15 protein-coding genes are annotated in these 26,998 nt (G+C 72.3%); 9 read left to right on the plus strand and 6 right to left on the minus strand.

The window, feature by feature from the left end; genetic code table 11:
- Positions 1-152: 152 nt before the first annotated feature.
- From ACFRAR_RS08225 to ACFRAR_RS08250, 6 genes are all read left to right on the plus strand, one after another.
- On the plus strand, positions 153-1,946 hold the full coding sequence (locus ACFRAR_RS08225; protein ID WP_380696095.1) for a non-ribosomal peptide synthetase: 1,794 nt from the start codon (positions 153-155) through the stop codon (positions 1,944-1,946).
- The gene (locus tag ACFRAR_RS08230; RefSeq protein ID WP_380696097.1) at positions 1,943-5,131 is read left to right on the plus strand and encodes an amino acid adenylation domain-containing protein; all 3,189 of its coding nucleotides are present in this window, start codon (positions 1,943-1,945) and stop codon (positions 5,129-5,131) included. The genes ACFRAR_RS08225 and ACFRAR_RS08230 overlap by 4 nt, the downstream gene beginning before the upstream one ends.
- Entirely contained in the window at positions 5,128-5,949 is an 822-nt protein-coding gene (locus tag ACFRAR_RS08235; RefSeq protein WP_380696099.1) for a thioesterase II family protein, read from the plus strand. Before ACFRAR_RS08230 ends, ACFRAR_RS08235 begins: the two co-directional genes overlap by 4 nt.
- Positions 5,946-7,436 (plus strand): hypothetical protein, encoded by a 1,491-nt coding sequence (locus tag ACFRAR_RS08240; RefSeq protein ID WP_380696101.1) that lies wholly within the window; start codon positions 5,946-5,948, stop codon positions 7,434-7,436. Before ACFRAR_RS08235 ends, ACFRAR_RS08240 begins: the two co-directional genes overlap by 4 nt.
- A gap of 5 nt (positions 7,437-7,441) precedes the next feature.
- A complete protein-coding gene (locus ACFRAR_RS08245) occupies positions 7,442-13,909 on the plus strand; it encodes an amino acid adenylation domain-containing protein (RefSeq protein ID WP_380696103.1) in 6,468 nt (2,155 codons plus the stop codon).
- A gap of 105 nt (positions 13,910-14,014) precedes the next feature.
- The gene (locus ACFRAR_RS08250) at positions 14,015-14,980 is read left to right on the plus strand and encodes a TauD/TfdA family dioxygenase (protein WP_380696105.1); all 966 of its coding nucleotides are present in this window, start codon (positions 14,015-14,017) and stop codon (positions 14,978-14,980) included.
- A gap of 64 nt (positions 14,981-15,044) precedes the next feature.
- On the opposite strand, the gene ACFRAR_RS08255 is transcribed toward ACFRAR_RS08250, so the two are convergent.
- The gene (locus ACFRAR_RS08255) at positions 15,045-16,136 is read right to left on the minus strand and encodes a methyltransferase domain-containing protein (RefSeq protein WP_380696107.1); all 1,092 of its coding nucleotides are present in this window, start codon (positions 16,134-16,136) and stop codon (positions 15,045-15,047) included.
- 39 nt (positions 16,137-16,175) lie between these two features.
- Between ACFRAR_RS08255 and ACFRAR_RS08260 the strand changes: the two genes are divergently transcribed.
- Entirely contained in the window at positions 16,176-16,280 is a 105-nt protein-coding gene (locus ACFRAR_RS08260; RefSeq protein WP_380696129.1) for a hypothetical protein, read from the plus strand.
- Between the two features lie 89 nt (positions 16,281-16,369).
- On the opposite strand, the gene ACFRAR_RS08265 is transcribed toward ACFRAR_RS08260, so the two are convergent.
- The 3 genes from ACFRAR_RS08265 to ACFRAR_RS08275 form a co-directional block, all read right to left on the minus strand.
- On the minus strand, positions 16,370-16,825 hold the full coding sequence (locus tag ACFRAR_RS08265) for a DUF6082 family protein (RefSeq protein WP_380696109.1): 456 nt from the start codon (positions 16,823-16,825) through the stop codon (positions 16,370-16,372).
- Positions 16,826-17,083: 258 nt separating this feature from the next.
- Positions 17,084-17,425 carry a hypothetical protein gene (locus tag ACFRAR_RS08270; RefSeq protein ID WP_380696111.1) on the minus strand — a complete coding sequence of 114 codons (342 nt, stop codon included), beginning with the start codon at positions 17,423-17,425 and terminating at the stop codon, positions 17,084-17,086.
- 95 nt (positions 17,426-17,520) lie between these two features.
- Positions 17,521-18,069 carry a hypothetical protein gene (locus tag ACFRAR_RS08275; RefSeq protein WP_380696113.1) on the minus strand — a complete coding sequence of 183 codons (549 nt, stop codon included), beginning with the start codon at positions 18,067-18,069 and terminating at the stop codon, positions 17,521-17,523.
- A 108-nt stretch (positions 18,070-18,177) separates the two neighbouring features.
- On the opposite strand from ACFRAR_RS08275, the gene ACFRAR_RS08280 reads away from it, so the two are divergent.
- A complete protein-coding gene (locus ACFRAR_RS08280; RefSeq protein ID WP_380696115.1) occupies positions 18,178-19,005 on the plus strand; it encodes a Scr1 family TA system antitoxin-like transcriptional regulator in 828 nt (275 codons plus the stop codon).
- Positions 18,998-19,198, plus strand: coding sequence for a DUF397 domain-containing protein (locus ACFRAR_RS08285; protein WP_380696117.1), 201 nt, complete (start codon positions 18,998-19,000; stop codon positions 19,196-19,198). The genes ACFRAR_RS08280 and ACFRAR_RS08285 overlap by 8 nt, the downstream gene beginning before the upstream one ends.
- A 77-nt stretch (positions 19,199-19,275) precedes the next feature.
- Here the strand turns inward: ACFRAR_RS08285 and ACFRAR_RS08290 are convergent, their stop codons facing one another.
- Positions 19,276-19,686 carry a hypothetical protein gene (locus ACFRAR_RS08290; RefSeq protein WP_380696119.1) on the minus strand — a complete coding sequence of 137 codons (411 nt, stop codon included), beginning with the start codon at positions 19,684-19,686 and terminating at the stop codon, positions 19,276-19,278.
- Positions 19,683-26,990: an RHS repeat-associated core domain-containing protein gene (locus ACFRAR_RS08295; RefSeq protein WP_380696121.1), complete on the minus strand. Its 7,308-nt coding sequence runs from the start codon at positions 26,988-26,990 to the stop codon at positions 19,683-19,685. The genes ACFRAR_RS08290 and ACFRAR_RS08295 overlap by 4 nt, the downstream gene beginning before the upstream one ends.
- Positions 26,991-26,998: the final 8 nt, after the last annotated feature.

A 26,998-nucleotide genomic window follows, 5' to 3' on the forward strand; every position in this document is an offset into this window, starting at 1 on the left:
GTCCGATCGGGGCCGCGCGGCCCGCGGCGATGACGTGATCCGCGTCGGCACCGGCCGGGTCGTCCACACCGCCGGTCCCCCGGATCGCCGGATCGCCCGAATTCCACGATGAGATCGCACGCCGCTTCCGGGCACGCGTGCGGGAGGAAGCTGTGAAGACAACGAACGAACGCGCCGGCACCCTGGTCGAGCTCTTCGCCGACTCGGTGCGGCGCCACGGGCGACGGCCGGCCGTCGGCGACGGCACGACGACGCTCACCTACGAGGAACTGGACCGCAGGTCGGACGCCGTGAGCGCCCTTCTGCGCGACCGCCGGGTCGAGGTCGAGGACCGGGTCGGGGTCTACCTGCCCCGCTCCGTCGACTTCGCCGTCGCCGTGCTGGGCGTGCTCAAGGCCGGCGCGGCGTACGTCGCGGTGGACCAGCGCTACCCCGACGCCCGGCGGGACCGGATGCTGACGGACAGCGGCGCGAAGGTCGTCCTCGGCGACCGGGCGTCGGCCGACTCGCTGACGGCGGTCCCCGCCGAGATCGTGCCGTTCGCCGACTGGTCCGGGTTCGACGGCCGGAGCGCGGGCGTGGCGCCGCTGCCGGAGAACGCGGCGAGCGTCCTGTTCACCTCCGGCTCCTCGGGCCTGCCGAAGGCGATCGTGCTGGAGCACCGCAACCTCGTGTCGTTCGCGACCAACCCCGGCCTGCCGCGGCTCCACCCCGAGGACCGGACGGGGCAGATCTCCAACGTCTCCTTCGACGCCTTCCACTTCGAGATGTGGAGCACCCTCGCGGCGGGTGCCCAGATGGTCGTCCTGCCGCCGGTACCGGACCTGCTCGCCGCGGGCTTCCGGCGGCGGATGGAGGAGTACGGCGTCTCGGCGATGCTCGTGCCCACCATGGTGGTCAACCACGTCGTGCGGGAGGACCGGGACGCGTTCGCGTCGCTGCGGGTGCTCTGCGCCGGCGGTGACGTCCTCCAGCCCTCCGCGTGCCGGGAACTGCTGGCGGGCCGTTTCCAGGGGCGGCTCTACAACCTGTACGGGCCGGCCGAGATCACCACGGCCTGCACCGCCCACCGGGTGACCGAGCCGGACGCGCGATCCGGCGCGGTGCCGATCGGGACCGCGCTCGCCGGCGTGACGGTCCGGCTGCTCGACGCGGACCTGCGGGAGGTCCCCGCGGGCGAGCGCGGGGAGATCTTCGTCGGCGGCCCGGGCCTGGCCCGCGGCTACCTCGGCCGCGCGGACCTCACCGCCGAGCGCTTCGTGACGGTCACCGTCGACGGCGCCCCGATGCCGATGTACCGCACCGGCGACCTGGCGCAGCTGCGCGCGGACGGGGCGCTGCTGTTCGTCGGCCGCGCCGACGACCAGGTGAAGATCCACGGCTACCGGGTGGAGCCCGGCGAGGTCGAGCAGTCGCTCCGCAACCACCCCGAGGTGCGCGACGCCGTCGTGCTCGCCGACGGCGAGGGCGACGACCGCCGGCTGGTCGCCTTCGTCGTGCTCGGCGAGGAGCTGGGCACCGGGGAGCCGGGCATCGGGGAGCTGCGGGCCCGGTTGGAGCGGGACCTTCCCGGCCACATGGTGCCGAGCGCCTTCGTCGTCCGCAGCGACATACCGTTCACCCAGCACGGCAAGCGCGACAGCGCGGCCCTGCGGGCGGCCCTGGCCGAGCACGACGCCCGCGCCGAGGGCTTCGCGGAACCGCTGGGCGAGAGCGAACGCTATGTGGCCGCCCTCTGGGAGGACCTGCTCGGTGTCGAACGCGTCGGCCGCGACCAGGACTTCTTCGCCCTGGGCGGGCATTCCATGCTCGCCTTCCGGATGAGCCACCGGATCAACCGCGAACTCGGCACCCGGCTCCCCTTCCCGGTCGTGCTCGACCACACCACGGTGCGGGGCCTGGCCGAACAGCTCGACCTGGTACGGACGCCGGCGGCGGGCGCGTGAGCACGGCAGCCGACCTCCACCCCGTCCTGGCGGGCACGGCCCTTCCCGATCCGTACGTCCACGGCGAGCGGATCGAACTCGTGGTCGCCCACCACGCCCGGCTCCGTCCCGACGCCGTCGCGGTCCGGCAGGGCGAGGAGACGATCAGCTACGGCGCGCTCGTCGAACGGGCCGAGGCCGTCGCCGCGGAGCTGCGCGGCCGGGGCGTACCCGTCCGCGCCCAGGTGGCGGTGGCGATGGACCGCTCGATCGACCTGGTGGCCACCCTGCTGGGGGTCCTGCGGGCCGGCGCCGCCTACGTGGCCGTCGACCCGGGGTGGCCCCGGATCCGGATCGCGGACGCCGTGCGCGGATCGGGCACCTGCCTGCTCGTCACCGACGACGGCGGTCTCGCCGAGGCGGTGGGTGCCGAGACCGGCGTCCGCGCGGTCACCCCGGGCGAGCTGTTCGCCGGTGACCCCGCCGCCGCGCCTCCCGCGGAGACCGACGGCACCCGGACCGCGAGCGTCTTCTACACCTCGGGCTCCACCGGCCGGCCCAAGGGCGCGCTGTCACCGCACCGGGGCACCCTGCGGACGGTCGTCGGCTGTCCCGCGATCCCGGTCGGCGCCGACACGGTGTTCCTCCAGGCGTCACCGCTGCCGTGGGACGCGTTCTCGCTGGAGCTGTGGGCGCCGCTGCTCAACGGCGGCCGCAGTGTGCTGCTGGACGGCGGTGCCACCGCCCTGGACGCGGAGCTGCTGAAGGCCGCCGTCCGCCGTGGCGTCAACAGCGTCTGGCTGACGAGTTCGCTGTTCGCCGCCCTGGCCGAGGACCGGCTCGACGTCTTCACGGGACTGCGGCTGGTACTGACCGGCGGCGAGCGGGTGCCGGTGGCCGCCGCACGACAGGTCCTCGCCGGCCATCCGGGTCTGCACCTGGTCAACGGCTACGGCCCGGCGGAGTCGACGATCTTCGCCACCCACCACGTCGTCCGGCCGGCCGACGTGGCCGAGGGCAGCACCGACGTTCCCATCGGCACGGCCCTGCCCAGGACCGTGGTGCGGCTCCTGGACCCGGACGGCCGCCCCGGCCCCGCCGCGGGCGAGTACGAGGGCGAGATCGCGGTCGGCGGCGACGGCGTCGCCCTCGGCTACGCCGGCGACCCGGAGGAGACCCGACGGCGCTTCTTCGACATCGACGGCGAACGCCACTACCGCACCGGTGACCTCGCCCGCCGGGACGCCGACGGGCTGCTCCACTACCGAGGACGCCTCGACGACCAGATCAAGGTCCGCGGGATCCGCGTCGAGCCCGGCGAGGTGGCGGCCGTCCTGGAGACGCACCCGTCGGTCACGACGGCGTGTGCCGTGGTGGTCGACACCCCGCCGGCCCACCGTCGGCACCTGGTGGCCGCCTACACCACCGCCGACCGGCGCCCCCTGGACCCGCCGGAACTCAGGGCCTTCGCGGCGGCCCGGCTGCTGGACGCGATGGTTCCCACGCTCCTCCACCACGTCGACCGGATGCCCCGCAACGCCAACGGCAAGACCGACCGCCGGGCGGTGGCCGCGCTGCTCCGGGAGCACCTCGCCGCCGCCGACGCCCGCCCGACCGACGCCCGCCCGACCGACGCCCGCGCGACCGACGCCCGTGCGGGCGAGGCGCCCGGCGGTCCGCTGGCCGAGGCGCGCGCACTCCTGGGCTCGGCCGCGCTGGCCGCGACCGACGACCTCCTCGAAGCCGGGGCGAACTCCCTGGACGTCATCCGGCTGGCGGCCCGTCTGGGCCGGCGACTCGACGCCCGGTTGACGGCCGCCGACGTCTACCGGCTGCGTTCGGTCGAGGCGATCACCGCCCACTGCGCCGGCGCGGCGCGGGCCGACGAGCTGCCGGAAGCAGTCGACGAAACGGGCGACGAAGCGAGCGACGGCCCGCTCTCCCACGCCCAACGACGTTTCTGGCTCGCCGAGATGGCATCGCCGGGAGCGGCGGACAACACCGTCGTGCCGGCCTACCTGCTGTCCGGGCCGCTCCGGCCGGACGTCCTCGCCGAGGCCCTCGCCGAGTGCGTGCGCTCGCACGCGGCGCTGCGGACCGTCTACCTGTGGGGCGACGAGGGAGCCGTGCAGCGCGTCCTGCCGGCCGAGCGGGCCGACAGCGCCCTGGAACTGGTCGAGCTGCCGCCCGACGCCGCCGGACGTGAGCCGCGGGAACTCGCCGAGGCCCTCGTCGCCGACTGGTGGGACCGGCCGTTCGCGCTGGACTCGGAGATCCCGGTGCGGTTCCGGCTCGCCCGCATCGACGACGAACGGCACCTGCTCTGCGTCCAGGTGCACCACATCGCCTTCGACGGCAGTTCGGAGCACGCCTTCGTGGCCGACCTGCGGACCGCCTACGAAGCCCTCCGCGCCGGACGACCCGTCCGCCCGCAGGAGGGAAGGCCGAGCTACCGGCGCTACGCCGCCTGGGAGGCGAGCCGGCTCGCCGACTGGGCCGACCGGGACCTCCCCTACTGGTCCGACCAGCTGCGGCCGGCCCCCGAGCCGTTCCTGCCGGCGCCCACCGGCGGTGGCGAGGCCACCCGACGGGAACTGGTCACCCGCGTCGACGCCGACACGGTGACGGCGCTGGCGGCGGCCTGCGCGGGTCTGGGCGGTCCGGTCCTGAGCGGACTCATGGCCGCCGCCGGGCTCGCCCTGGCCCGCACCTTCGGGGCCGCCGACGACCAGGCGCTCGGCACCGTGACGGCCGGCCGGTCCGGCCCCGTCCCGGAGTCGACCGTCGGCTACTTCGTCAATCCGTTCGCCGTCCGCCTGGCGGCGAAGCCGGACGAGGACGCGGGCACCGTCCTCGCCCGCGCGGTGCGGCTGGTCGTGGACGGCCTCGACCACGCGCGCACACCGTTCGACGAGGTGGTGGGCAGGCTGGCACCCGCCCGAGGGCGCCATCCGTTCTTCCAGACCTTCGTCGTCCTCCAACTGCCGCCGCCGAGCGGCACCCTGGGCCCCGGTGTCGAGCTGACACCCCTCCGGGTCCGGCCGCCGCGCACCGCGCTGGAGCTCGTCATCGAGGCGATCCCCGGCACCGACGGCTCCTGGACGGTCGTCACCCAGTGGCGGGAGGACGGCATCGGTGCCGACACCGCCGCCCGGCTGGAGGCCGAGCTGCGGCGCTGCCTGGCCGAGACGGCGGGCCGGGCATGACCACCGACACCCGGCCCGGCACCGGGCGATGGCTGCGCAGGTTCCACCCGGCACCGGGGCCTGCGGCCCCGCGCCTGGTGATGCTGCCGCACGCCGGCGGCTCCGCCAGCTTCTACTTCCCGTTCTCGCGGGCGCTGTCCGGCGACGTGGACGTGCTGGTGACGCAGTACCCGGGCCGGCAGGAACGCCACGGGGAGCCGTCGATCACCGACATCCGGGAGCTGGCGGCGGCGGTGCTCGCCGCGCTGACGGCGGACGGACCCGGCGACGCGCCGCTCGCGCTGTTCGGACACAGCATGGGCGCCCTCGTCGCGTACGAGCTGGCCGGGCTCCTCGAGGAACGCGGTGTGCCGCTCGCGCGGCTGTTCGTCTCCGGGTGCCGTGGCGCGGCCGTGCCCGACGACGATCCGCGGTGGCTGCGCGCCCACGACGACGACGCCCTGCTCGCCGAGCTGGCGGCGATGGGGGGAACCGACGCCGAACTGCTCGACCACCCGGACATCCGGCAGCTGGTCCTGCCGCCGCTGCGCGCCGACCTCCACGCCGTGCGGACGTACCGCCACCGGCCCCGGCGGCCCCTGCGCGTCCCGGTGACCGCCCTGACCGGCGACGCCGACCCCCGGGTGCGGCCGGACACCGCCCGGGCCTGGTCCGAGCTCACCCTCGGACCGTGCGACCTGCGGACCTTCCCCGGAGACCACTTCTACCTCGTCGCGCCGGGGACGTTCGACGAGGTGGCCGGGCTCCTGCGCGACCGGTTGACCGGACCGGGTCCATCCACCACTCACACCCCTCACGGTGAGGAAGAAACCGCATGATCACCCATTGGTGGCTCCATCAGATGCCCCCGGTCTCCGGCGTTCTCAGGGCGGTCCTCTACACGGGGCTGCTCGCCCTCTGTCTGACCCAGCCGCCCACGCCGATGTTCGCGCCGAAGATCATCGCGAGTACCGAGCCGGCCTTCTACACCCCCGTCCTCGCGCTGCGCGCCCTGGGCATCCGCTGGGTCCGCCCGGCGGTGCTCGTGGTGGTCAGGAACCTGACCGTCGCCGCCTGGATCGCCGCGGCGGCGGGCCTGCTGCAACCGGCCACCGGGATCCTCACCTTCCTGGGCTTCGCGTTCCTGCACGCGGTGAACGCCGGCGCGCTGGGGGCCAACCACTCCAGCCACGCGGCCCTCTACACCCTGTTCGCCATGTGCTTCTCCGTGTCCTACGACTTCTCGCTCGACGGGCTGCTCGCCGAGCACACCGCCTGGCCCCCGCTGCTGGCCCGCGACTCCGTACTCACCTCGGGATTCGCGCCGACCCTGCTGCTGGTGGCGCTCGCCTACACCCTCTTCGCCGCGGGCGTCGCGAAGCTGCGCTTCGGCCGGCGGGGCTGGTTCGACGGCACGGCGCTGAACTTCTACCTCCGGATCTCGAAGCCGGCGGCACGCTGGCAGTGGCTGTCGACCCTGATGATCTCCAAGCCGTGGATGTGCCGGCTGGCCGCCTGGGGCACCCTGGTCGTCGAACTCGGCGCGGTGGGGGCCGTCTTCGACTGGCAGCTGCGCATGCCCATGGTCCTGGCGTGGATCGCCATGCACGTCGTCATCCTCTGGGTCATGTTCCCGGCCTACTACATCCAGATGTGGTGCTACCTGCTGCTGTTCGACTGGCCCTGGCTGATCGGGCAGGTCACCGGCGACCGCCCGGCGACGCACGCCTTCACCTCCGAGGGGACGGCCGCCACGGCCCTGGCCGTCGTGGGCTGCGCCGTGTCCGCCGCGCTCCTGTACGTACTGGTCGCGAGCTCGGAGCAATGGCCGTTCACCAGTGTGCCGATGTACTCCAACGGCACCGCCGAAGCGGACCTGATACCCCTGCCGGCCCGTGCCGAACTCCACGCGCGCGCCACCCTGGCGGCCCGCGGCCGGCACACCGCCTGGGGCCGCGCCTGGGTCGACGAGGAGTACCTGGAGGACATCTGGGTCCGTCCGGCGGACCCCGACGCCGAGCCGCGGCGCATGTTCCACCTGCTGATGGAGGAGGGCACCACGACCTTCGTCCGCTGGTCGCAGTACGCCAAGGTGGTCCGCGAACTCGCCATCGAGGACGTCCTCGCGAAGCCGCCGAACAGCCCCGAGCACACCGAGGACCGGCTCTACCCGGCCACCGCGTTCCTGCGGCAGGTCACCCCGCTGTTCCGCGCGGCGCTGCCGACGTGGGAGCGGTACGAGGCACTGGAGCTGGTGTGCCGCACCGGTTGCGGTGGCGTCCTGATCGGCCGCGCCGAACTGGCCGAGTCCCGAGTCACGAGGTGAACCCGATGACCGCACCCCAGAACACCACCGAGATCACGCCCGCCCCCGCCGCGGAGTGGTACCCGCTGTCGTCGGCACAGCTGACGATGTGGCTGGCCGTCCAGTCCGGCGACGCCCACGCCGCGTACACCGTCCCCGCCGTCTACCGGCTGGACGGCGAGCTGGACGTCGAGGCGCTCAAGGACGCCTTCACCGGGCTGCTGCGGCGCCACGAGGCGCTGCGCACCGTGTTCGGCAGCGTGGACGGCGTGCCCCGGCAGCGGCCGGCCGCCGACGCCGAGCTGGACTGGACGTACCGGGTGGCCGCCGAGGGCACCGACCGGCTGGTCGACCACTTCGTGTCGCGCCCGTTCGACCTGGCCGCCGGGCGCCTGCTGCACGTGATGCTGGTGCGGGAGGCGGCCGACCGACACGTCCTGGTCCTCTCCGCGCACCACATCGCGGTCGACGGATGGTCGTTGACCGTGCTCCTCGACCAGGCGCTGGACGCCTACCGCAGGGGCGTGCGCGGCGCCCCCCGGGAGGACGCGGACGAAGCCCGCCTCCAGTACAAGGACTACGCGCTCTGGCAGCGGAACCTGCTCGACAGCGGCGCCCTGGACGCCTCCCGGGAGTACTGGCGGCAGCGCTTCCAGGAGCCGGTGGAGCCGCTGGACCTGCCCTCCGACCGTCCCCGCCCGGCGGTGCGCAGCCACCTCGGCGCGAACGCCACCCGCGTCCTGCGGCCGGAGACGGCGGCCGCCGTCAAGGACCTGTGCCGGCGGGAGCGGACCACGACGTTCGCCGCGCTCAGCGCCGCGCTGCGGGTGCTGGTGTTCCGCTACAGCGGGAAGCGGGACATCGCCCTGGGCACCTCGGCCGTCAACCGGCCGCTGCCCGAGCTGTTCGACCAGGTCGGCTGCTACATCAACAGCGTGGCGCTGCGGGACCCGGTGCCGGTCGGCGGCAGCTTCCGCGAGCTGCTGCGCAGCGGCCACCAGGCCGTGCGCGGCGCCCTCGGCCACGCCGAGTACCCCTTCGACCGGGTGGTCCGTGACGCGGGCGCCGACACCGAAGCGGGGCGGGGCGCGCTCTTCGACATCATGATCATGTCCGACGAGGGGTTCGGCGAGCCCAGCGAACAGCTGCCCGACCTCGCCGTGCACCCGGTCCGCGTCGGCAACGGCCACAGCAAGATGGACCTGACGCTGTTCTTCGCGCAGACGCCCGAGGGGCTGCTCGCCAGCGTGGAGTACGCCGTCGACCTGTTCGACGCCGACCGCGTCGAACGGCTGCTGCGCCACTTCGAGGTCCTGCTGGCGGACGCGGTGGCCAGGCCGGACGAGCCGGTGGAGGACCTCGAACTGCTCGACCCCGCCGAGCGCGAGCTGGTGACCCACGGCTTCAACCGCACGGACGCACCGTACGACCTCGACACCACCGTCGTGCGGCTGTTCGAGGAGCAGGTCCGGCGCACCCCGGACTCCGTCGCGGTCGTCGACGAGCGGCGGTCCTGGACGTTCGCCGAGCTCAACGCGAGGGCCAACCGGCTGGCGTGGACGCTGCGCGACGAGTACGGCGTGGCCGCGGGCTCCCTGGTGGCGCTGCGGCTGGCCCGGTCCGTCGACCTGACGGCGGCGGTCCTCGGCGTCCTGAAGGCGGGCGGCGCGTACCTGCCGCTGAGCCTGACCGACCCCGACGACCGGGTCCGCGACGTCCTGGACGACAGCGGGTGCGCCCTGGTGCTGCGGCTCGGGGACGGCCCGGACCCGGCACTCGCCGGCCGGCCGGTGCTGGACCCGGCCGGGCCGCTGTCGGAGCGCACCGACGACCCGCCGCCCGCCGCCGGACCGGACGACCTCGCCTACTGCATCTACACCTCCGGGTCCACCGGGCGCCCCAAGGGCGCCCTGGTCGAGCACCGCTCCGTGGTCAACCGGCTGCACTGGATGGTCGAGGACCTGGGCCTCGGCCGGGACGACGTCATCCTGCAGAAGACGCCGTACACCTTCGACGTCTCCGTCTGGGAACTGCTGCTGCCCGGGATCATCGGCGCCCGCCAGGTCATGCTCCCGCCGGGCGGAGAGTCCGACCCCGAGCTGATCCGCTCGACCGTCCGCCGCCACGCCGTGACCGTGGTGCACTTCGTCCCGTCCATGCTCAGCCAGTACCTGAAGACCTGCCAGGACGGTCTGCGGGCCGTGCGGTTCTGCGTCTGCAGCGGAGAGGAACTCGACGCCGGTCTCGCGCGGAGCTTCTTCGCCGCCGTCGGCGACGACGGCGCGCGGCTGGTCAACTACTACGGCCCGACCGAGGCCGCCGTGGACGTCACCACCCTGCACGTGGAACGCGACCGGCCGGTGACCCTCGGCCGTCCGGCGCCCAACAACCGCCTCTACGTCCTCGACGACCGCGGCCGCCCGTGCCCGGTCGGCGTCACCGGCGAACTCTGCATCGGCGGCGTCCAGGTGGCCCGCGGCTACCTGAACCGCCCGGAGCTGACGGCGGAGCGGTTCGTCACGGACCCGTTCGGCAGCGACCCGTACGGCAGCGACCCGTTGGGCAGCGGCCCGTCGGGCAGCGGCCGGATGTACCGCACCGGCGACCTGGCCTGCTGGTCGCCCGACGGACAGCTGCGCTACCTGGGGCGACGCGACAGCCAGGTCAAGATCCGCGGCCAGCGCGTCGAACTGGGCGAGATCGAACAGGCCCTGCGGGACGAACCCGGGATCGAGCGCGCCGTGGTCCTCCCGCGCGCCGCAGGCGGGAAGACCGGACTCCTCCGCGCCTACCTGGAGTCCACCGCTTCGGCCCCCTCCCACGAGGCCCTGCGGGCGGCGCTGCTGCGCCGGCTGCCGGCCCACATGGTGCCCTCCCACTTCCTGCGCGTCCCCACCCTGCCGCTCACCGCCAACGGCAAGGTCGACCGCCGGGCGCTGTCCCGGCTCGGGGACGGGCAGGCGGCGACCGCCGAGCGGGTGGCCGCCGCCACCGCGACCGAGCAGGCGGTGGCCGCGATCTGGTCCGCCCTGCTCGGCGGCGACGCCCCGGGCAGCACGGACGACTTCTTCGTGATCGGGGGCCACTCCCTGCTGGCCCTGCAACTGGCCAGCAGGGTCAACGAGCACTTCGGCCTCGACCTGCCGTCGGCCGCCTACTTCGCCCACCGCACCGTCGCGGCCCAGGCCCGCCTGGTGGACGAGACGGCCCCGCGCGCCCACACCGGGATGCCGGTGGTCCCGCGCACCGACGGCCACCCGCTGTCCTTCGCGCAGGAGCGGATGTGGTTCCTGTCCCAGCTCGACACCGACAGCACCGCCTACCACATCCGTACACTGGCGACCTTCCGCGGCCCGCTGGACGTCCCCGCGCTGCGCCTCGCCCTGGCGGACCTCCTCGCCCGGCACGAGTCGCTCCGCGTCACCTACGACGCGGCCGGCGGCACACCGACCCAGCGGGTCCGGGACGGACTGCCCCTGGTCTGCGCCGAACACGACCTGACCGCGTGCGATCCGGCCGAGCGGGAGGACGCCGTCGCACGCCTGGTCCAGGCCGACGACCTCGTGCCCTTCCGGCTCACCGAGGAGGCGCCGGTCCGGTTCGCCGTGTTCCGGACGGGCCCGGCCGAGCACCGGCTCCTGGTCACGCTCCACCACATCGCGGGTGACGGCTGGTCCATGCGGCTGCTGATGCGCGACATCGCGGCCCTGTACACCCGCCGGACGGATCCCTCCCGGCCGCCGCTGGCGCCGTCGCGGCTCCAGTACATCGACTACGCCGCGGCCGTCCGGGAACGGGTGGCGAGCGGGGCGGTCGAGCCCGACCTGCGCTACTGGCTCGCCAGGCTCGCGGACGCGCCGCAGCTCGAACTGCCGACGGACGTGCCGCAACCGCCGGGCGGCGGCCGGGCCGACAGCCGCGCCGACGGACGCCTCGCGCGGAGCGTGCCCGTGGAGACCGGCGCGGCCCTGCACAGGCTCGCGGCGCACACCTCGACGACCCCGTTCGAGATCGCCATGGCCGCGCTCAACCTGCTCCTGTCCCGCCTCGGCGGCCAGCCGGACGTGGTGGTCGGCTACCCGGTCGCCAACCGCGACGCCGTCGAGACGGAGAACATCGTCGGCCTGTTCCTCAACACGCTCGTGCTGCGGACCGACCTGTCCGGCAACCTGACCTTCCTCGACCTGCTCTCCCGGGTCAGCGCCGGACTCCACGAGGGGTACGCCCACGAGGCCGCGCCGTTCGAGCTGCTGGTCGAGCGGCTCAACCCGGTGCGGCGCCTCGACCGCAGTCCCGTGTTCGACGTGCTGCTCAACTACCTCGGCCGGCTCCACGAGGAAGCGGCGATCGACGGCCTGGAGACGTCGTTCGACGACACCCTCTGGGAACCCGAGGCCAAGCTGCCGTTCACGTTCTACGTCTCGGAGCGGGACGACGCCGCCCTGCACATCGAACTCGTCTACCGCACCGAGTCCTGCTCGGCGGCCCGGGCGCAGGCCATGCTGGGGCAGTTCAGCGCCCTGCTCACCCAGGTCGTCGCCGCACCGCACCGCCCGCTGGACGCGTACTCCCTGGTCCTGCCCGGTGACGCCCACTCCGGCGCGGCCCTGGCGACGCCGATCGAGGCGCCCGCCCAACCACCGGTGACCGAACTGATCGCGGCCCGGGCCGCGATCGCACCGGACGCCACGGCGGTCAGCCAGGGCGGCTCCTCCCTGACCTACCGGCAGCTGGTCGACCGCGCCGAGAAACTCGCCCGGCAGCTGGTCGCGGCGGGGTGCGAGCCGGGACAGGTCGTCGCGGTGACGGGGCCGCGCAGCCCGGGGTTCGTCGTGGCGATGCTGGCGGTACTGCGCAGCGGCGCCGTCTTCTTCCCCGTCGACCCGGCCCTGCCCGCCGGGCGGCGCGCGCACCTCGTCGACGTCGGCGCTCCGGTGTTCCGCGTCCTCGTCGAGGACGCCGGCCGGGCGCGGCCCGCCGTCACCGACGGCAGCGACAGCAGCGACAGCCTGCCGCAGGCCACCGTGAACGCCGCCACCGGGCTGTCGCCGTCACCGGCCCGCGAGGTGCCACTCCCGCCGGTGGACCCCGACTCCCCCGCGTACCTGTTCTTCACCTCGGGAACCACGGGCACGCCCCGCGGGGTCCTGGGCCGGCACGCCTCGCTGACCCACTTCCTGCGCTGGCAGAGCCAGGAGTTCGGCGTGACGTCGCAGGACCGGTGCGCCCAGACGACCAGCTCCTCCTTCGACGTGATGCTCCGTGACACGCTCGTCGCCCTGGTCGGCGGCGGCACCACGGTGCTACCCGGACCCGAGGACCTGCTCGGCGGCAAGGCGGTGTTCTCCTGGCTGGCGCGGGAGCGGATCACGGTCCTGCACGCGGCACCGACGGTGCTCCAGTCCTGGCTGCTGGACGCACCGGCCGGGATCGTCCTGCGCGATCTGCGGCTGGCCTTCCTGGCCGGCGAACCGCTCAAGGCGGCACTCGTCGAGCGGCTGCGGGCGGTCCTCCCCGACTCCGCCGAGGTGGTGAACCTCTACGGTCCCACCGAGACGACGATGGCGAAGTTCGCCTACCGCGTCCCCCGGGACGCCGCGCTGCCGCAACTGCTGCCGGTGGGCTCGCCGCTGCCGCAGTGCCAGGCCGTCCTGATGCGCGACGGCGAGCTGTGCGGGGTGGGCGAGTTGGGGGAGATCCACATCCGCACGCCGTTCCGGACCTTCGGCTACTTCGGGAGTCCCGAGGCGAACGAGGCGGCCTTCCTGCCGAACCCGCAGCGCGCCGACGCCTCGGACCTGCTCTACCGGACCGGCGACCTGGGCCGGCTGCGGCCCGACGGGCTGCTGGAGGTCCGCGGCCGGATCGACGACCAGCTCAAGATCAACGGAGTCCGGCTGCACCCCGCCGAGATCGAGAGCGTCGCCCTGGCGCACCCGTCGGTGTCCGCGTGCGTCGTCGTGGCGCACCGCCGCGCCTCGGAGGAGTACCACCTGGTGGCGTACCCGGTCCCCCGCGCGGGCGCCGACGCCCACCGCCTGCCGTCGCAGCTGCGCTCGCACCTCGCCGAGCAGCTGCCGCCGGCCCTCGTCCCCGCCGAGTTCATCGTGATCGAGGCGATCCCGACGACGGCGAACGGCAAGCAGGACCGTGCCGCCCTGCCGCTCCCGCGCTTCCTGTCCGACCAGCCCGTCTCCGCCACGCCACCGCGCTCGGCGACCGAGGAGCGGATCCGCGCCATCTGGCAGGACGTCCTCGGCTGCCCGGTCGCCGGGGTCGACCAGGGCTTCTTCGAACTCGGGGGCTCCTCGCTGAAGGTGCTGCGCCTGCACGCGCTGCTGAACGAGCACTTCTCCGGCACGGTCCGGGTGGCGCAGCTGTTCACCCACGCGACCGTCGCCGGCCAGGCCGAACTGGTCGCCCCGCGCCAGGTCCGCCACGCCCGCCAGGACGAGAGCCTCCTCGGCGAAGGGGTCATCGTGCTGGATTTCTAGAGCCGGACAGGGCCCAGGGCCCCAGCCCCCCATGGGCATCCGGGATTCCCGGACCACGGAAGTTTCGAACAGCACCGGCACGGCCGGCGTGACGAAGGACGGACGATGACAGCGGTCGGCAACGGCTCCCCGTTGGTTGTACGGCATGTGAACGCACCCGACGGAGCCCTCGGCTGGGCCCGGCGCAACAGGGAGGAGCTGAGGGCGGCCGTCACCGAGCACGGCGCCGTGCTGGTGCGGGGCCTCGAACTGGGCGACCCGGAGACCTTCGCCGAGGTCGCCAGAGCGCTCGCCGACGAGCTGATGCCGGAGCGGGAGGGCTTCGCCCACCGCGACGAGTCCCCCGGGCCGGTCTACTCCTCCGCGAGCTGGGACGACGACCAGACCATGTGCATGCACCACGAGCTGAGCTACGCCCGCGAGTTCCCCGCCGTACTCGTCCTGGGCTGCCTGACCGCCCCGGAGCAGGGCGGCTGCACCGCGGTGGCCGATTCCGGCGCCGTGGTCGACGCGCTCCCCGCCGCGGTGGTGGACCGGCTGGAGACCGAGGGCTGGCTGCTCACCCGCACCTACGGCGGCACGGTCGGGCTGCCGTGGACGGAGGCCTTCGGCACCTCCTCCCGGGAGGAGGTGGAACAGTACTGCCGCGAGGGCGGCATCGCGTACGAGTGGCGCGGCGACGAACTGCGCACGCGCCAGCGCCGCCCCGCCCTGATCAGGCACCCGCTCACGGGACGGCGGTCGTGGTTCAACCAGATCGCCTTCCTCTCCGAGTGGAGCCTCGATCCGGACGTCCGCGAGTACCTCGTCTCGGTGCTCGGGCCCGACGGGCTCGCCTTCAACACCGCGTGGGGGAACGGCGAACCCTTCACCGCCGACCTCATCCAGGTGATCAACGAGGCCTACGTGCGCGCGACCCGCCGCGAACCCTGGCAGACGGGCGACCTGCTGGTGGTGGACAACATCCGGATGGCACACAACCGGGAGGCCTTCGAGGGCGACCGACGGATCCTGCTGGCCCTCGCCGACCCGGTCCGCGCCCGGATCCCCGAGACCGCGCCCGGCATCTGACCACGAGCGCTCTCCGGAGCGACACAGAGGCCCCGCCGGAACGTATCCGGCGGGGCCTGCCGGCTCAGGCCAGGAGCAGGAGCAACTTCCCTCCCACCCATGCCCGTTGCTGATCGGGGGCGACCGTCAGCCGGTAGTCCTCCCGGTCGGGCTTTCCCGCGGCCTCGTACGCGGCCAGGGCGGTTTCCACCGTGTCGAGAATTCGCCGGGGTCCGGCCTGTCGGGCGATTCCGCCCCGTAGCTCGGCCCATGACCCGTCGGGCTGCCAGATGTGCACAGCGGTGATCACGCCGCTGTCGCCATACGTGAATCGTTGCATGGCACCGGGAACGGCAAGGCTGAGAAGGAAGTGGACTCCGTCGTCGGTGAAGACGGTGGGTTCCAGAGAGCACGGCCGGGACGTGCAGGTGTCCGGCAGGGGCGGGGGTACGGATGTCGCGGGGCTGTCGGTGAGTTCCCGCACCGGCATGAAGAACGCGGGGTCCGGCAGGAACTCTCCGGCGGCTTTTCCGCCTTCCTCGACCACCAGCCGTACGACGCCCCCGCCGACCGGGCACACGATGATCCCGCCGGGGTTCATCTGGGCCGGCCATGCCGGGGGGATGCTGGAGAAGCCGCACGTTGCGATGATCCGGTCGTGCGGCCCTCCGTCGGGGTGGCCGGCTCGTCCGTCGCCGGAAAGGACCGTGGGACGGTATCCGGCGCGGTTGAGCCGCTGTTCCGCGGCACGGGCCAGATCCGGGTCGACTTCGATCGTGGTCACGTTCTCGTCGCCGACGCGGTGACTCAGAAGCGCGGCGTTGTACCCGGTGCCGGTGGCCACTTCGAGGACCCTGTCACCGTCGGCCACGTCCAGGGCTTCGAGCATCAACGCCATGAGGGTGGGCAGCGTGGAAGAACTCGTGGGAACGCCGTCCGCGCTGAACTGCGTCAACAGGCTGTCGTCCGTGTAGACCGTGTGCAGCCACCGGGCGTCGTCCGGTTCCAGGTGGACGGGGCCGTTGGGGGAACCCACGGCGAAGGCCCGGACGAATGCCTCACGCGGGACGGACGCGAACGCCTCGTGCCACCTGTCGGACCGAAGGGCCCCGGTGCTCCGGAGGTGGTCGGCCAACTTGAGACGGAGCCCGGCCGCCGACGACGGGACAGGGATCATTGGGGTACTCCTTCGAGAAGGCTCGCCAACGCGTGAGCGATCGGGTCGCGGAGGTCCGGAACGAAGCCGAACCGACCGTTGGGGTTGAGGTCCACGAAGAACCACGTCCCGTCGTCACCAACGATGAAGTCCAGTGCGGCGTAGCGGAGTCCGAAGACTGCCATCACGGAACGGATGCCGTCAGCGACCGTTTCGGGCACGGCGCACACCTTGTACGTCAGGTTGTGGGTTGGTTACGCGGCGGGCTCGACGTCCGCGCGCTCGAACGTCCTCTTCAGGTGCCGGCCGAACTCGCGGACGCGCGGTGCGCCCGAGGCGGTCTCGCTGATCCAGTGCGAGCCCGACCGGACCCAGTACGCGCGCGCCGCGGGGACATGGACCATCGACACCAGGTTGTGGAGCAGCTCGTCGTCGCCCATGACCGCAGACTGGTACTTCGCGCACAGCAGCGCGAGCATCCGGTTCGTGCGCAGCGCGTCCCATCGCTCGGTCTCGGACAGCTGCCCGAGCGTGGGGTGATCGGCGTAGCGTTCCGGGTGGGCTTCGCCGTCCCGCATGAGTTGCTGGTGCATGTCCGCGGCATCGAGGACGAGTTGGCGGTTTCGGTCCTGGTGGTCGACCGCCAGGCGGACAGCGTTGACTCCGGCGAGCAGTCCGGCGCCGAGCAGTACGGCGTGGGCGGTACGCATGGGTGTATCTCCTCGATGGGTTGGTCCTGCGGGCCCGCCCCGGCTCGGGCGGGATAGCAGGACCATCGCGTTCCTCGGTGAGGGTGGGTGGGGTCAGGAGCCCCGCCCCGGGCTGGAGTGGACACCCCACCCGGAGCGGGAGTCGGTGGAGCCGGTCCCCGGCCGTCCATGCTTGTCAGAACATCGGCGGGGACCGGCGTGCGCCCGGACAGCCCCGTCCGGAACGCGACCCGGCAGAGCTTGCCGGGAGTCTGGGAGTCACGCGGGTTCCTCGGCATCGTCGTCCTCGGGGTCGAGGATGACGCCCTGGTCGAGCAGACGCGCCAACCGGGCCTCGGCGGGCGTCGGACGTCCCACGTCAGGGACGGGGCAGTCCCACACCGGGCTGACCGTTCCGGCCTCGCGCAGGTAGACCACTCCCGCGTCCACGCCGCGTACGATCCCGAGCCGCCCGCCGGCCCGGGTGTCGCGTGCCACGGAACCCGGCGACGGACCGTGGATCAGCGCGTCACCCGTGAGCCGGGGCTCGTTGGCCTGCGCCCTGCGCTTGCGGGCCCTGTATTCGGCCCACGCGGCGCCCCGCAGCACCTTCTTCGCCATGCGGCCCCTCCCGAGAGTTGGTTGTCGTCGTGCCCCGCCCCGGCCGTCGGGGCCGTCTGATTCCCCTCACCGGGGCCGGGGTTGTGGTCCCTCCGTCATCCGACCCTCCCCGCGCGGTGGCGCGCGGTGGTCAGGGCCGCTTCGGCCCGCAACCGGTCGGACACGTCGGCGGCGCGAACCCCCGAGGGGTCCACGGGCCACGGTTCACCGCCGGCCGGCGGGCGCAGCAGCCACCGGCCGGCGTCGTCCAGGCCGTGGAACGAGCCGACCTTGTCGGCCGCGATGTCGTGCACCAGGTCGCCCACGGCCGGCGCCCACATGTGGGTGACGGTCGCGGGCTCCGCGGCCTCCTCGGCGGCGACAACGGCGACCCCGATGCGGAGAAGAACCGCGAGCCGCGCCGCCGTTTCGGGGGGCACCCCGCCGAGCTGGACCAGGAAGTCGGTCCGGCCCCGGACCGGGATCTCCATACCGAGCGAGGGCAGTACCAACCCGGCCGACTCGGTCGCCCCGACCAGGTCGGCGAGTGCGAGCAGCGCCGTCGCGTGCTCGGCGCTGCGCAAGTTGTCGAGCAGCGAGCGGGGTTCGGTCGTGGGCGCCGGCTCGGCCTGCGAGGGGGACGCGGGGGTACGTTCACGTGCCATGGGTGGCTCCGTTGCGTAGTGCTTTGACTACCGGGTGCGCCAACTGTGCTCTACGCTGGAGCAGTTAGCAACCAATCCCAGCTGGTTAGATTGGTAGGACGAATCTCTATGAACAAGCGCGACCTGGACCCTCATGGCGGCCCCGACGCCGAGTTCGGCGTACTTCTCCGCAAGTCACGCGAGGCGCGAGGCTGGACACAAGAACATCTTGCGGGGCTGGTTGGCTGCTCATCGGCCTACATCTCGGCCATCGAGAACGGGCGAAAGAAACCAAGTCGCCTGCTTGTAACCAAACTTGACCGCGTGTTTGAGTCCGGGGAAAAGTTCCTCGGGGAGTGGACCGGGCAGCGAGTCCTGTTCGAGGGCTTCACCGAGTACCTGAGCTACGAGGCGAAGGCTGTCGCAATGCGGCTGTTCGAGATCAACATCGTTCCGAGCCTGCTTCAAACCCCGGAGTACAGTCGAGCCTTCCAGGAGGCTCCCGTCCGGCGAGGGATGGCCACGCAGGAACAGGCCAATGAGCGAACCGAGAAGGTTCTACTGCGACAGCGGGCCCTCGACCGAGAGCCGGCACCGCTTGTGCATGCCGTGATAGACGAGGGAGCGCTGCGAAGGCCCATCGGCGGCCGGGACATCATGGTGGCGCAGCTCAGGTACCTGGAGGAGCTCGCTTCGCGCCCCCGCTACCTTGTCCAGGTCTGCCCTGCCTCGGCAGGTGAGAACCGGCCATTCGGGTACCCGATTACCTTGCTGACCATGACCAATCGCGCCATCGTGGGATACGGCGAGACAGAGCGGAGAGGCTTCCTCGAACGTGATCCGGCAACGCTGGCCGCGTGGACCAGTGAGTACGATCACCTCCAGGCGGAGGCGTTGCCGCGGGCGCCGAGCATCGAGTTCATCCGAGACGTGCGGAGAGGCTTTGAGCATGAATGATCTACGCAGTACTACGTGGTACCGAAGCTCGTACAGCACCCAAGGAGGGAACTGCGTCGAGGTCATCAGGGGTGTTCGCACCGTCCCCGTCAGGGACTCCAAGGACCCCGAGGGGCCGGCCCTGGCCTTCCCCGCCGGCGCATGGTCATCCTTCGTCGCCGCCGTCCGCTCCGGCGAGTTCGGCGACGTCTGACGCACGCGAAGCCACAGGGGCCCCACCGGAACGTATCCGGCGGGGCCCCTGTGGCTTCAGAAGCGACTCGGCCTCACCTAGTGGCGCATACCGAGAACGTTGAAAACGACTTCCTGAGCCAGCGAAACGAGTTCGTCCTGCGGGAGGACCGGGACTTCGTACTTCCCGGCCCGAACGTGTTCGACGAATTCAGGATCGAGGCGGAGGTGATAGCGCTTCAGGTAGTAGGGAAGATCCAGGCGCCAGATCCATGAGCCGTCGGAAAGCACCGACGAGCAGCCCTCGATGTACTGGTCCTGCGAGATGACATCCTGGCAGGCCTCCATGATGTCGAGCAGCTCGATGCCCCGTTCCAGATAGCCGATCAGTTCCGACTCGTCCGAATACGGCTCCGCACCCATGGCATCACGGATGCTCCCCTGGTACAGGTCGGGTTTGGCAGGGTCGAGCTCACTGTAGAAACCGACGCGACGCACCACAGCGATCACCCTCTCTGCCCCGACGGGCGGAGCCACATCCAGACGCCTTCATTGTCGATGACCGGAGTCTGGCCTCGCCCCAGCGCGGCAATCGTACCAACCCGGTCACTGGGCGCCAGAACGTAGACGCCGAGCTCGTTCGCGACCTGCTGCCCGACACCCGAGACTCCCGAGTGGCAGACCATGAGTCGACACGGCTGGCCCTCGACGTAAGCCGGATTGGACCTGACCGCCTCGACGAGCTGGCCACCGTTGGTCAGTTCCCCGTCGAGGGAGATGTAGCCGTCGCGAGTTCCATGGGCGACGATGTCGTGGATGCCCGTGTTGAGCACCTTGTTGTAGTTGTTGATCGTCCGCTGGTCGCTGCCGACCGCGGTGGCGGTCGGGCTGTGCCTCACGGCGTGCCCGCCGGGGGTGTAGTTGTCAATCGGACCGGCGGGCGTGGAGGCGTGTCCGCCGCCACTGCCCCCACCACCGCCACCACCGCCGCCGCCGGCGTCCATGGTTTCGGGAGCGGCGCCCGGCGCCTTGCCTCCGCCGCCGCCCGTGCCTGCCTCCGGGGCCGTGGGCTTGGACGGTGCCGGGGGCTTGACCGGTTCGGGCTTCGGGGGTGTGATGGTCGGCTTGTCCTTGCCGAACAGCCGCTTCACCCAGTTGATGACGCCGCCGGCCTCGTCGACCGCCGCCTTGGCGCCCTTGAACGCCCGCCAGCCCCACTTGGCGCCCTTGAAGATGGCGACGCCGTCGACGAAGAGCGACCCGATGTCGCCGATCCAGCGGCCCGCCTTGTAGGTCTTGGAGTTGGTGTCGGCGTTGAAGAGGTGGCCGATCGGCTTGTCGTCGACGGTGCCGGTGTGCCCGAGGTGGACTCCTGGGATGCCGGAGTAGCCGGTGTACCTGTTGAACAGCTCGTTGTCGCCGTTGATCACGTCGGCGGTGGAGTTCCAGCCGGCGGACAGGTGGTTGACGACGAACTGGAACGGCTGGCCGACGACCGAGTCGATGGTGCCCGCCATGACGGTGCCCGCCTGGTTGGCCTTCTTGTGGAGCCAGCTGAAGATGCTCAGGCCGCTCGGGTCGCTGAAGGTGACCGGGTTGTCGCCGGAGTAGGTGTAGCCGCCCATCTGGTTCGGGTCACCGAGCTGGAAGACCGGGTCGGGTGACAGGAAGCGGCCGATGGTGGCGTCGTACTGCCGGGCGCCGAGCAGGTTGAGTCCGCTGGTGGTGTCCAGCGGCTTCCCGAGGTAGCCGTGGTTGTCCGCCCACAGGGGCGGGGTCGTGCCGCGCGGGTTGCCGTACGGGTCGTAGGCGCGGCGGGTGACGGCCAGGGAGACGGAGTCCACCTGGAGCTGGGCGGTGCCCTGGGTGTTGGTCGGCTGGTAGGCGATCGCCCCGTTGCTGGAGCGGACGGTGGTGGTGCCGTCGGGTGCGGTGTAGTACCGCTGGCCGGTCACCGGGTGGGTCGGGGCGACGTTGTCGACGCTCAGCTGCTCGGCGCCGCCGAACAGGTAGAGCGTGTTGCTGCCCGGTCCGCCCTGGAGCAGCAGGCTGCCGTCCGCGCTGTACAGGTAGGTGGTGGTCTTGCCGTCGGTGGTGACGGCCTTGGTGCGGCCCTCCTCGTCGTACTCGATGGTCTGCGACGCGTTCTTGCTGCCCGTCGTCGCCCGGGACTTGACGTTGCCCGCGGGGTCGTACTGCGGGGTCTGGGTGAAGGTGCCGGTGGTGGGGTTGGCGGTGGTGATGGCGCTGACCGCGCTCGGCGTGGCCGCGGCGGTGGTGCCGTTGCCGGGGAACACCGAGGTCTGGGTGGTGTTCTTCGCCGCGTTGCCGCTCACGTCGTGGGCGACCTGCTGGGTGCGGTCACCGAGCCGGTTGTACTGCCAGTCCTGCCAGTACGGTGCCGGGCCGCCGACGGTCGCGGCGGTCGGGTTGGCGGTGGCGCACCCGCCGAGCTGGCCGGCCGTCACACCGGTGAGGCCCTTGGTGTCGGTCCACGCCGTGGCCAGCCGGCCCTGGGCGTCGTACCGGTAGCACTGGGTGTCGGTGGCCCGGTCGGTGCCGCCCGAGGACTGCACCTCGCTGACCGCGGTGGGGTTGCCCGCCTGGTCGTAGGTGAGGGTGGAGTTGGAGATCGGGTTGGCGGTGTTGTTCTGGAGGGTGACCCGGTTGGTGGCGAGTCGGCCGGTCGCGGCGTCCCAGGTCTGGGCGGTCCGCAGCTGCTTGGTCAGGTCGTCGCCGACCGTGGTCTGGAGCGTCTGGCCGAGCGCGCTGTAGGTCACGCCCGCGAGGTAGGTCGTGGTCGCCGAGCCGATGCCGGTGATGCCGCCCTGGAGGTTGTAGCCGTAGCCGACGGTCTCGGCCGGCAGCCCGGCCTCGGTGCCGTAGGTGGTGGAGGCCAGCAGGCCCGCGTTGGTGGTGTAGGCGCTGGTGGCCGTGTAGGTGCCGGCGAGCTTCCCTTCGGCCGCGGGGATCACGGTGGTGGTGCTGGTGGGCTGGTTGGTGGCGTTGTAGGAGTCGATCCGCTGGACGTACGCGCTGCCGCCCTTGCCGCCGACGTACCGGGTGGAGGCGTCCGGGTAGCCCTTCAGCTTGCCGTCGAAGGTCCACTCGGCGAGCAGCTTGCCGCTGTCGGTGGTCGACGTCCCGGAGTACTCGCCGGTGCGCCGGCCGAGCGTGTCGTAGGTGAAGCTGAGCACCTGCTGGCGCGGGTCGGTGAGGGACGCGACGCGCCCCAGGGTGTCGTAGGTGGTGGTCGACGTCCCGGTGCCCGGGTCGGTCTGGGAGATCCGCCGGCCGCGGAAGTCGTAGGAGTAGTTCCAGGTGTTGCCGGCGGAGTCCTTGACGGTGGCGAGGTTGCCGGCCGCGGTGTACGTGTACGCGGTCGTGACGTCGTTGGGCGACGCCGCGTTCGCGGTGTTCGTGCTCCACAGCGCGGTGTTCGCCGCGTCGAAGGCCACGACGTTCGCGTCGCCCTGGACCTTGACGTAGCCGCCGGTGTGGCCGCCGGTGCCCGAGGTCCACAGCGCGGTGGTCTTCGCGGCGTTCCACACCACGAAGTTGCCGTCCGCCTCGACGGAGGCGAAGGCGCCCGGGTTGCCGCCGGTCTTCGACGACCACAGCGTGGTGTCGCCCACCAGCGCGGTGAGCACCAGGTTCCCGTCCGCCTGCATCGCCAGGCGGGTGCTCCGGGAGAGGACCGAGGACCCGGACGCGATGAGCGTGCCGGAGGTCAGCTTCTTGTCGGCGGTGGTGTCCCGGACGACCGTGGAGGTGACCTCGCCCAGCGCGTCGGTGAAGGTGGTCGTGGCCTTGCCGCCGGTCGGCGGGGTCACGTCGACCCGGTCCGCGCCCTTGTACTCCGTGGTGGTCGACCACAGCGAGCTCGCGCCCGACACCAGCGTGCTGGTGGTCGGCCGGCCCAGTCCGTCGAAGGCGGTCCGGGTGACCGACGGGCCCGTGTTGTTGCTCTCGACGAACAGCGTGCCGTTCGGCGCGGCCGTGGTGTCCGCGTACGGGGCGATCGAGGAGACGGCCCAGCCGTGCGAGTCGTAGGACGTCGAGGAGATCAGCCGGCCGGCGGAGTTGTTGGCCGTGGTGGTCTGCACCTGCCGGGGTTGCAGCATGCCGTCGTAGATCGACACCGAGACGCCGTACGTCTCGTCCTCGCGCAGGGCCTCGGTGGTCACCGTCGACGGGTCCGGGTTGGCGCCGGCGCCGTGCACGGCGTAGCCGAACCGGGTGTCGGGCGACTGCTTGGCCTTGTCACGGCCCGGGTACCACACCGCGGTGCGGCGGCCGAGCGCGTCGAAGGTGCTGTCGGTGGTCTTGCCGTTGGCGTCCACCGAGCGGGTGACCAGGCTGCGGGCCGGGGCCGCGGTGCTGGACGAGGTCCAGCCCAGCGCGTTGGTGGTGGTGACCGTCGACGGCGGCGTCCCGGTGGCCGGGCTGTAGGCCGTGGTGGTGGCCGCGCCGGCGGTGTCCAGGGTCTTCACGGGCCGCCCGTACCCGTCGTACTCGACGGCGCCGAGGGTCTGGAAGACCGGGTTGTTCGAGGCGTCGTACGAGGCGGCGGCCTGCGAGGCGGTCGGGTAGCCGAGCGAGCTGCCGTTCTGCCCGATGACCCCGTAGGCGCCCGGAGCCGTGACGCTGGCCGGGCCGTCGTAGACGAGCCGCTTGTGCGACAGCACGGTGGACGCGCCGGCCGGGGTGCCGCAGGGGCCGGCGATGCTGACGACCTCGCTCGGGTAGCCGATCATCATCGGGTTGCCGGCCGGGGCCGCGGCGTAGGAGGTGGTGGTGCACACCTCCTGGGCCGGGGCACTGACGTCGCCCTTGTCGTCGACCTGGGTGGTGCGGCCCCAGCTGTCGTAGGAGATCTTCGAGCTGGTCGTCCGCCAGGTGTTGTCGGACAGCAGGGACATCGTCCGCGAGGACGTCGAGTCGGTCCGGCGGACCGTCAGGTCCGGCAGGGTGGACAGCTTCGCCGGGGCCGGGTCGGCCGAGGTCCAGGCGGTCCGCGCCCTGCTGGTGACGGTCGAGACGGCGGGTTCGTCGATCAGCGCCCTGCTGGTGACGGCGCCGCCGGCCTGGGTGTAGGCGGTGCTCTCCTGCTGGAGGCCGGACAGCCAGGGGCTGTCGGTGATCTGCTCGCCGAGGGAGTTGGCCAGCTTCACGCTCCGCCGGGTGCCGTCGGCCTTGTAGTCGCCGTCCATGCCCTGGAGGTAGGACACCACGTTCTGGGTGATCGGGTCCGGCGCGGCGCCGGACGTGGAGGTCACCGTCCGGAAGCCCCGGAAGTCGTTCCAGGTCCGGTACTTGTCGTCGGTGAGGTCGGAGTCGTCGCGGTGCCAGGCCGCGCCGCCGCCGTAGGTGTAGTTGGTGACGTGGGCGGGGGAGCCGGCCTTGGTCAGGTCGCTGGCGCTGATCTGGGAGACCAGCGTCTTGTGGAACCAGTCGGAGATCGGGTCCTTGGCGCCGGGGGTCGTCCACCACACCGGGTAGCACGCCATGGTGTTGGAGTCGGCGCTGGCCGGCATCCGCTGGTTGACCCGCGAGCACTCCGGGGCCCGGTAGGTGACCGCGATGGACTCACCGGTCTCGGTCTGGACGCTGGAGATGCGCGGGTGGTAGAGCGCGGGCGCGGCGGGCGTCAGCCCGTCCACCCGGTTGTCGACCTCGATGCCGGTGAACGTGATCGGGTCCAGGGACAGCGGTCCGCTGCCGCCGGCCGTGGTGTCCTTGCCGGTGTGCTTGATCGACTGGAGCCACATCACGGACTGGAGCGCGCCCGCGGACTGCTTGTTCTGGGTCTTGCCGGTCACCGGGTCGTAGGTACCGCCGGCGTCGGAGAACACCTGCGTCAGCTCGTACGAGTCGACGTCCTTCCAGCCCGAGGCGTCCCGGACCTTGGTGTCGATCGACTTGAGCCGGTAGGTGGACCAGAAGGTCGGCGAGCCGACCAGGCAGACGTCGTTGCCGGTGCCCGAGGTCTTGTACGTGGACGGGCAGTTCAGGTCGTACGGGGTGTCCGGCCAGCTCGCCGCGGTGGCGCCGGACAGGTTGGAGGCCTGGCAGGTCGCGTCGGACACCACGCAGCGCTGCGCGGAGTTGAAGACCACCTTCGCCGACGGCTCGCGCCCGGCGGTCTCGTCGGCCAGCTTGTAGCCGTAGGAGATCTGGGTCAGGTAGCCGCCGCGGGTGTACTGGGTCAGCGTCCCGCCGCCGCCGGAGGCCGCGACCTGGCCGAAGCCCATGTTGTAGTAGTTCGACTCGGTCGCCCAGTCGTAGCGCTGGACGTTGCCGTTCGGATCGACCACGAAGTCCAGGTTGAACCGGTAGCCCATCTGCTGGGCGCACTGCGACTTGTTGCCCTTGGCGGAGTCGTAGCACGGGTCGCCCGGCTTCGGGTGGTAGACCGGCACGCCCCAGGCGCTGTTGGTGGCGCTGTCGGAGGTCGTCCCCGGCGCGTGGTTGAGGCCCAGGTAGTACGCGGTGCCGTCGGTCGTGGTGACCTTGAAGTACTCGCCGTCCCACAGCCCGTTGCTCGCGCCGGACAGCCGCTCGATCTTCGTGCCGTCGTCGGACTGGAGGTGGTACGCGCCGTTGGCGTCCCGGACGAGCTCACCGGTGTGCTCGCCCAGCGAGATCGTCGCGTTCCAGCCGGCCCAGCAGGAGTCGTTGGAGTCCTTGACGCCGTCCGTGTCGCACGACCGGTAGCTGCGCTCGATGAAGCCCGGGTGGTAGTCCCAGCCGTCGCCGACCGGCGAGGACTGCGAGTTGCGGGCCGAGGTCTCGCCGTCGACCGCCTGCGAGTTGTACGACAGCGACACCCCGGGTGCCGCGCCGGACATGGCGGCCGGAACGCCGATCGGGTACGCGTAGGTGAACGCGCCCGACGCGGTGCCGGACCACGAGCCCGAGGCCGACAGCGAGGTCGCCGCGTAGGTGCCCTGGGAGCCGCCGGCGCCGGCCACCGCCGCCACCGCCGTCCCGGAGGCCGCCGCCGACAGCGCCGCGGGCGCCGACAGCGTCATGGGCGCGGCGAGGCCGCTCTTCGCGGCCGGTTCGGGGGCCGCGGGCGAGGGGGCCGCGGGCGAGGAGGCGGCGCCGGCCAGCTCGACGGTCCCCGAAATGCTGTGGCTGGACGGGTCGTTGACGAACTCGACCGGTGTCTGTCGGCGGCACTCGGCCAGCTGCGGAGTGGTCAGGGCACAGCCCGGCAGCGCGACGAGCCGCAGGCGCGAGGCCCAGCCGCCGCCGTACGCCTGCTCGATGGCGCTGTAGTCCAGCGACACCGACACGCCGCCGGCGCCGTCCTGCCCGTCCGCCCGGGACAGCCCGACCAGCAGGCCGTCCACGTTCGCCGCGCGCGCCTGGTCGCGGTCCGCGACCTGGACGTCGACCGACGACACCGGATCGGCGGCGGGGGCCTGCGGCGCGTTGTTGCCGCGCGCCGCCGACGGCCGGTCGGCGGCGGTGACCTTCACCGGCGACGGGTCGGCCTTCAGCCGTGCTTCGACCGCTGAAATCCCCTTGGCGGCCTTATTGTTGAGCTCGACCGTGCTCTTTGAGCGGGTCGGCCACTTCGGTTCCTCGACCTTATGCGGCGTCAATTCCCTCGATCCCGGCGGCGGCAGCGCGGTCGCTGCTTTTCCGGGTGCGTCGGCCGCGCGCCCCGCGACCTTAGGCTGGTCGGGCAGCGGATCGGCCGCCCACACCTTCCCTCGGTACCGGAACGGCCCGACCATGTCCTCCGCCACTGCGGCCGGTGCGACCAGCGAGAACGTCAGAACGGTCGCCAGTGCGACCGTCACCCGTCTCG

It is taken from the genome of Kitasatospora sp. NPDC056651, from assembly GCF_042792155.1.
Taxonomy (GTDB): Bacteria; Actinomycetota; Actinomycetes; order Streptomycetales; family Streptomycetaceae; genus Kitasatospora.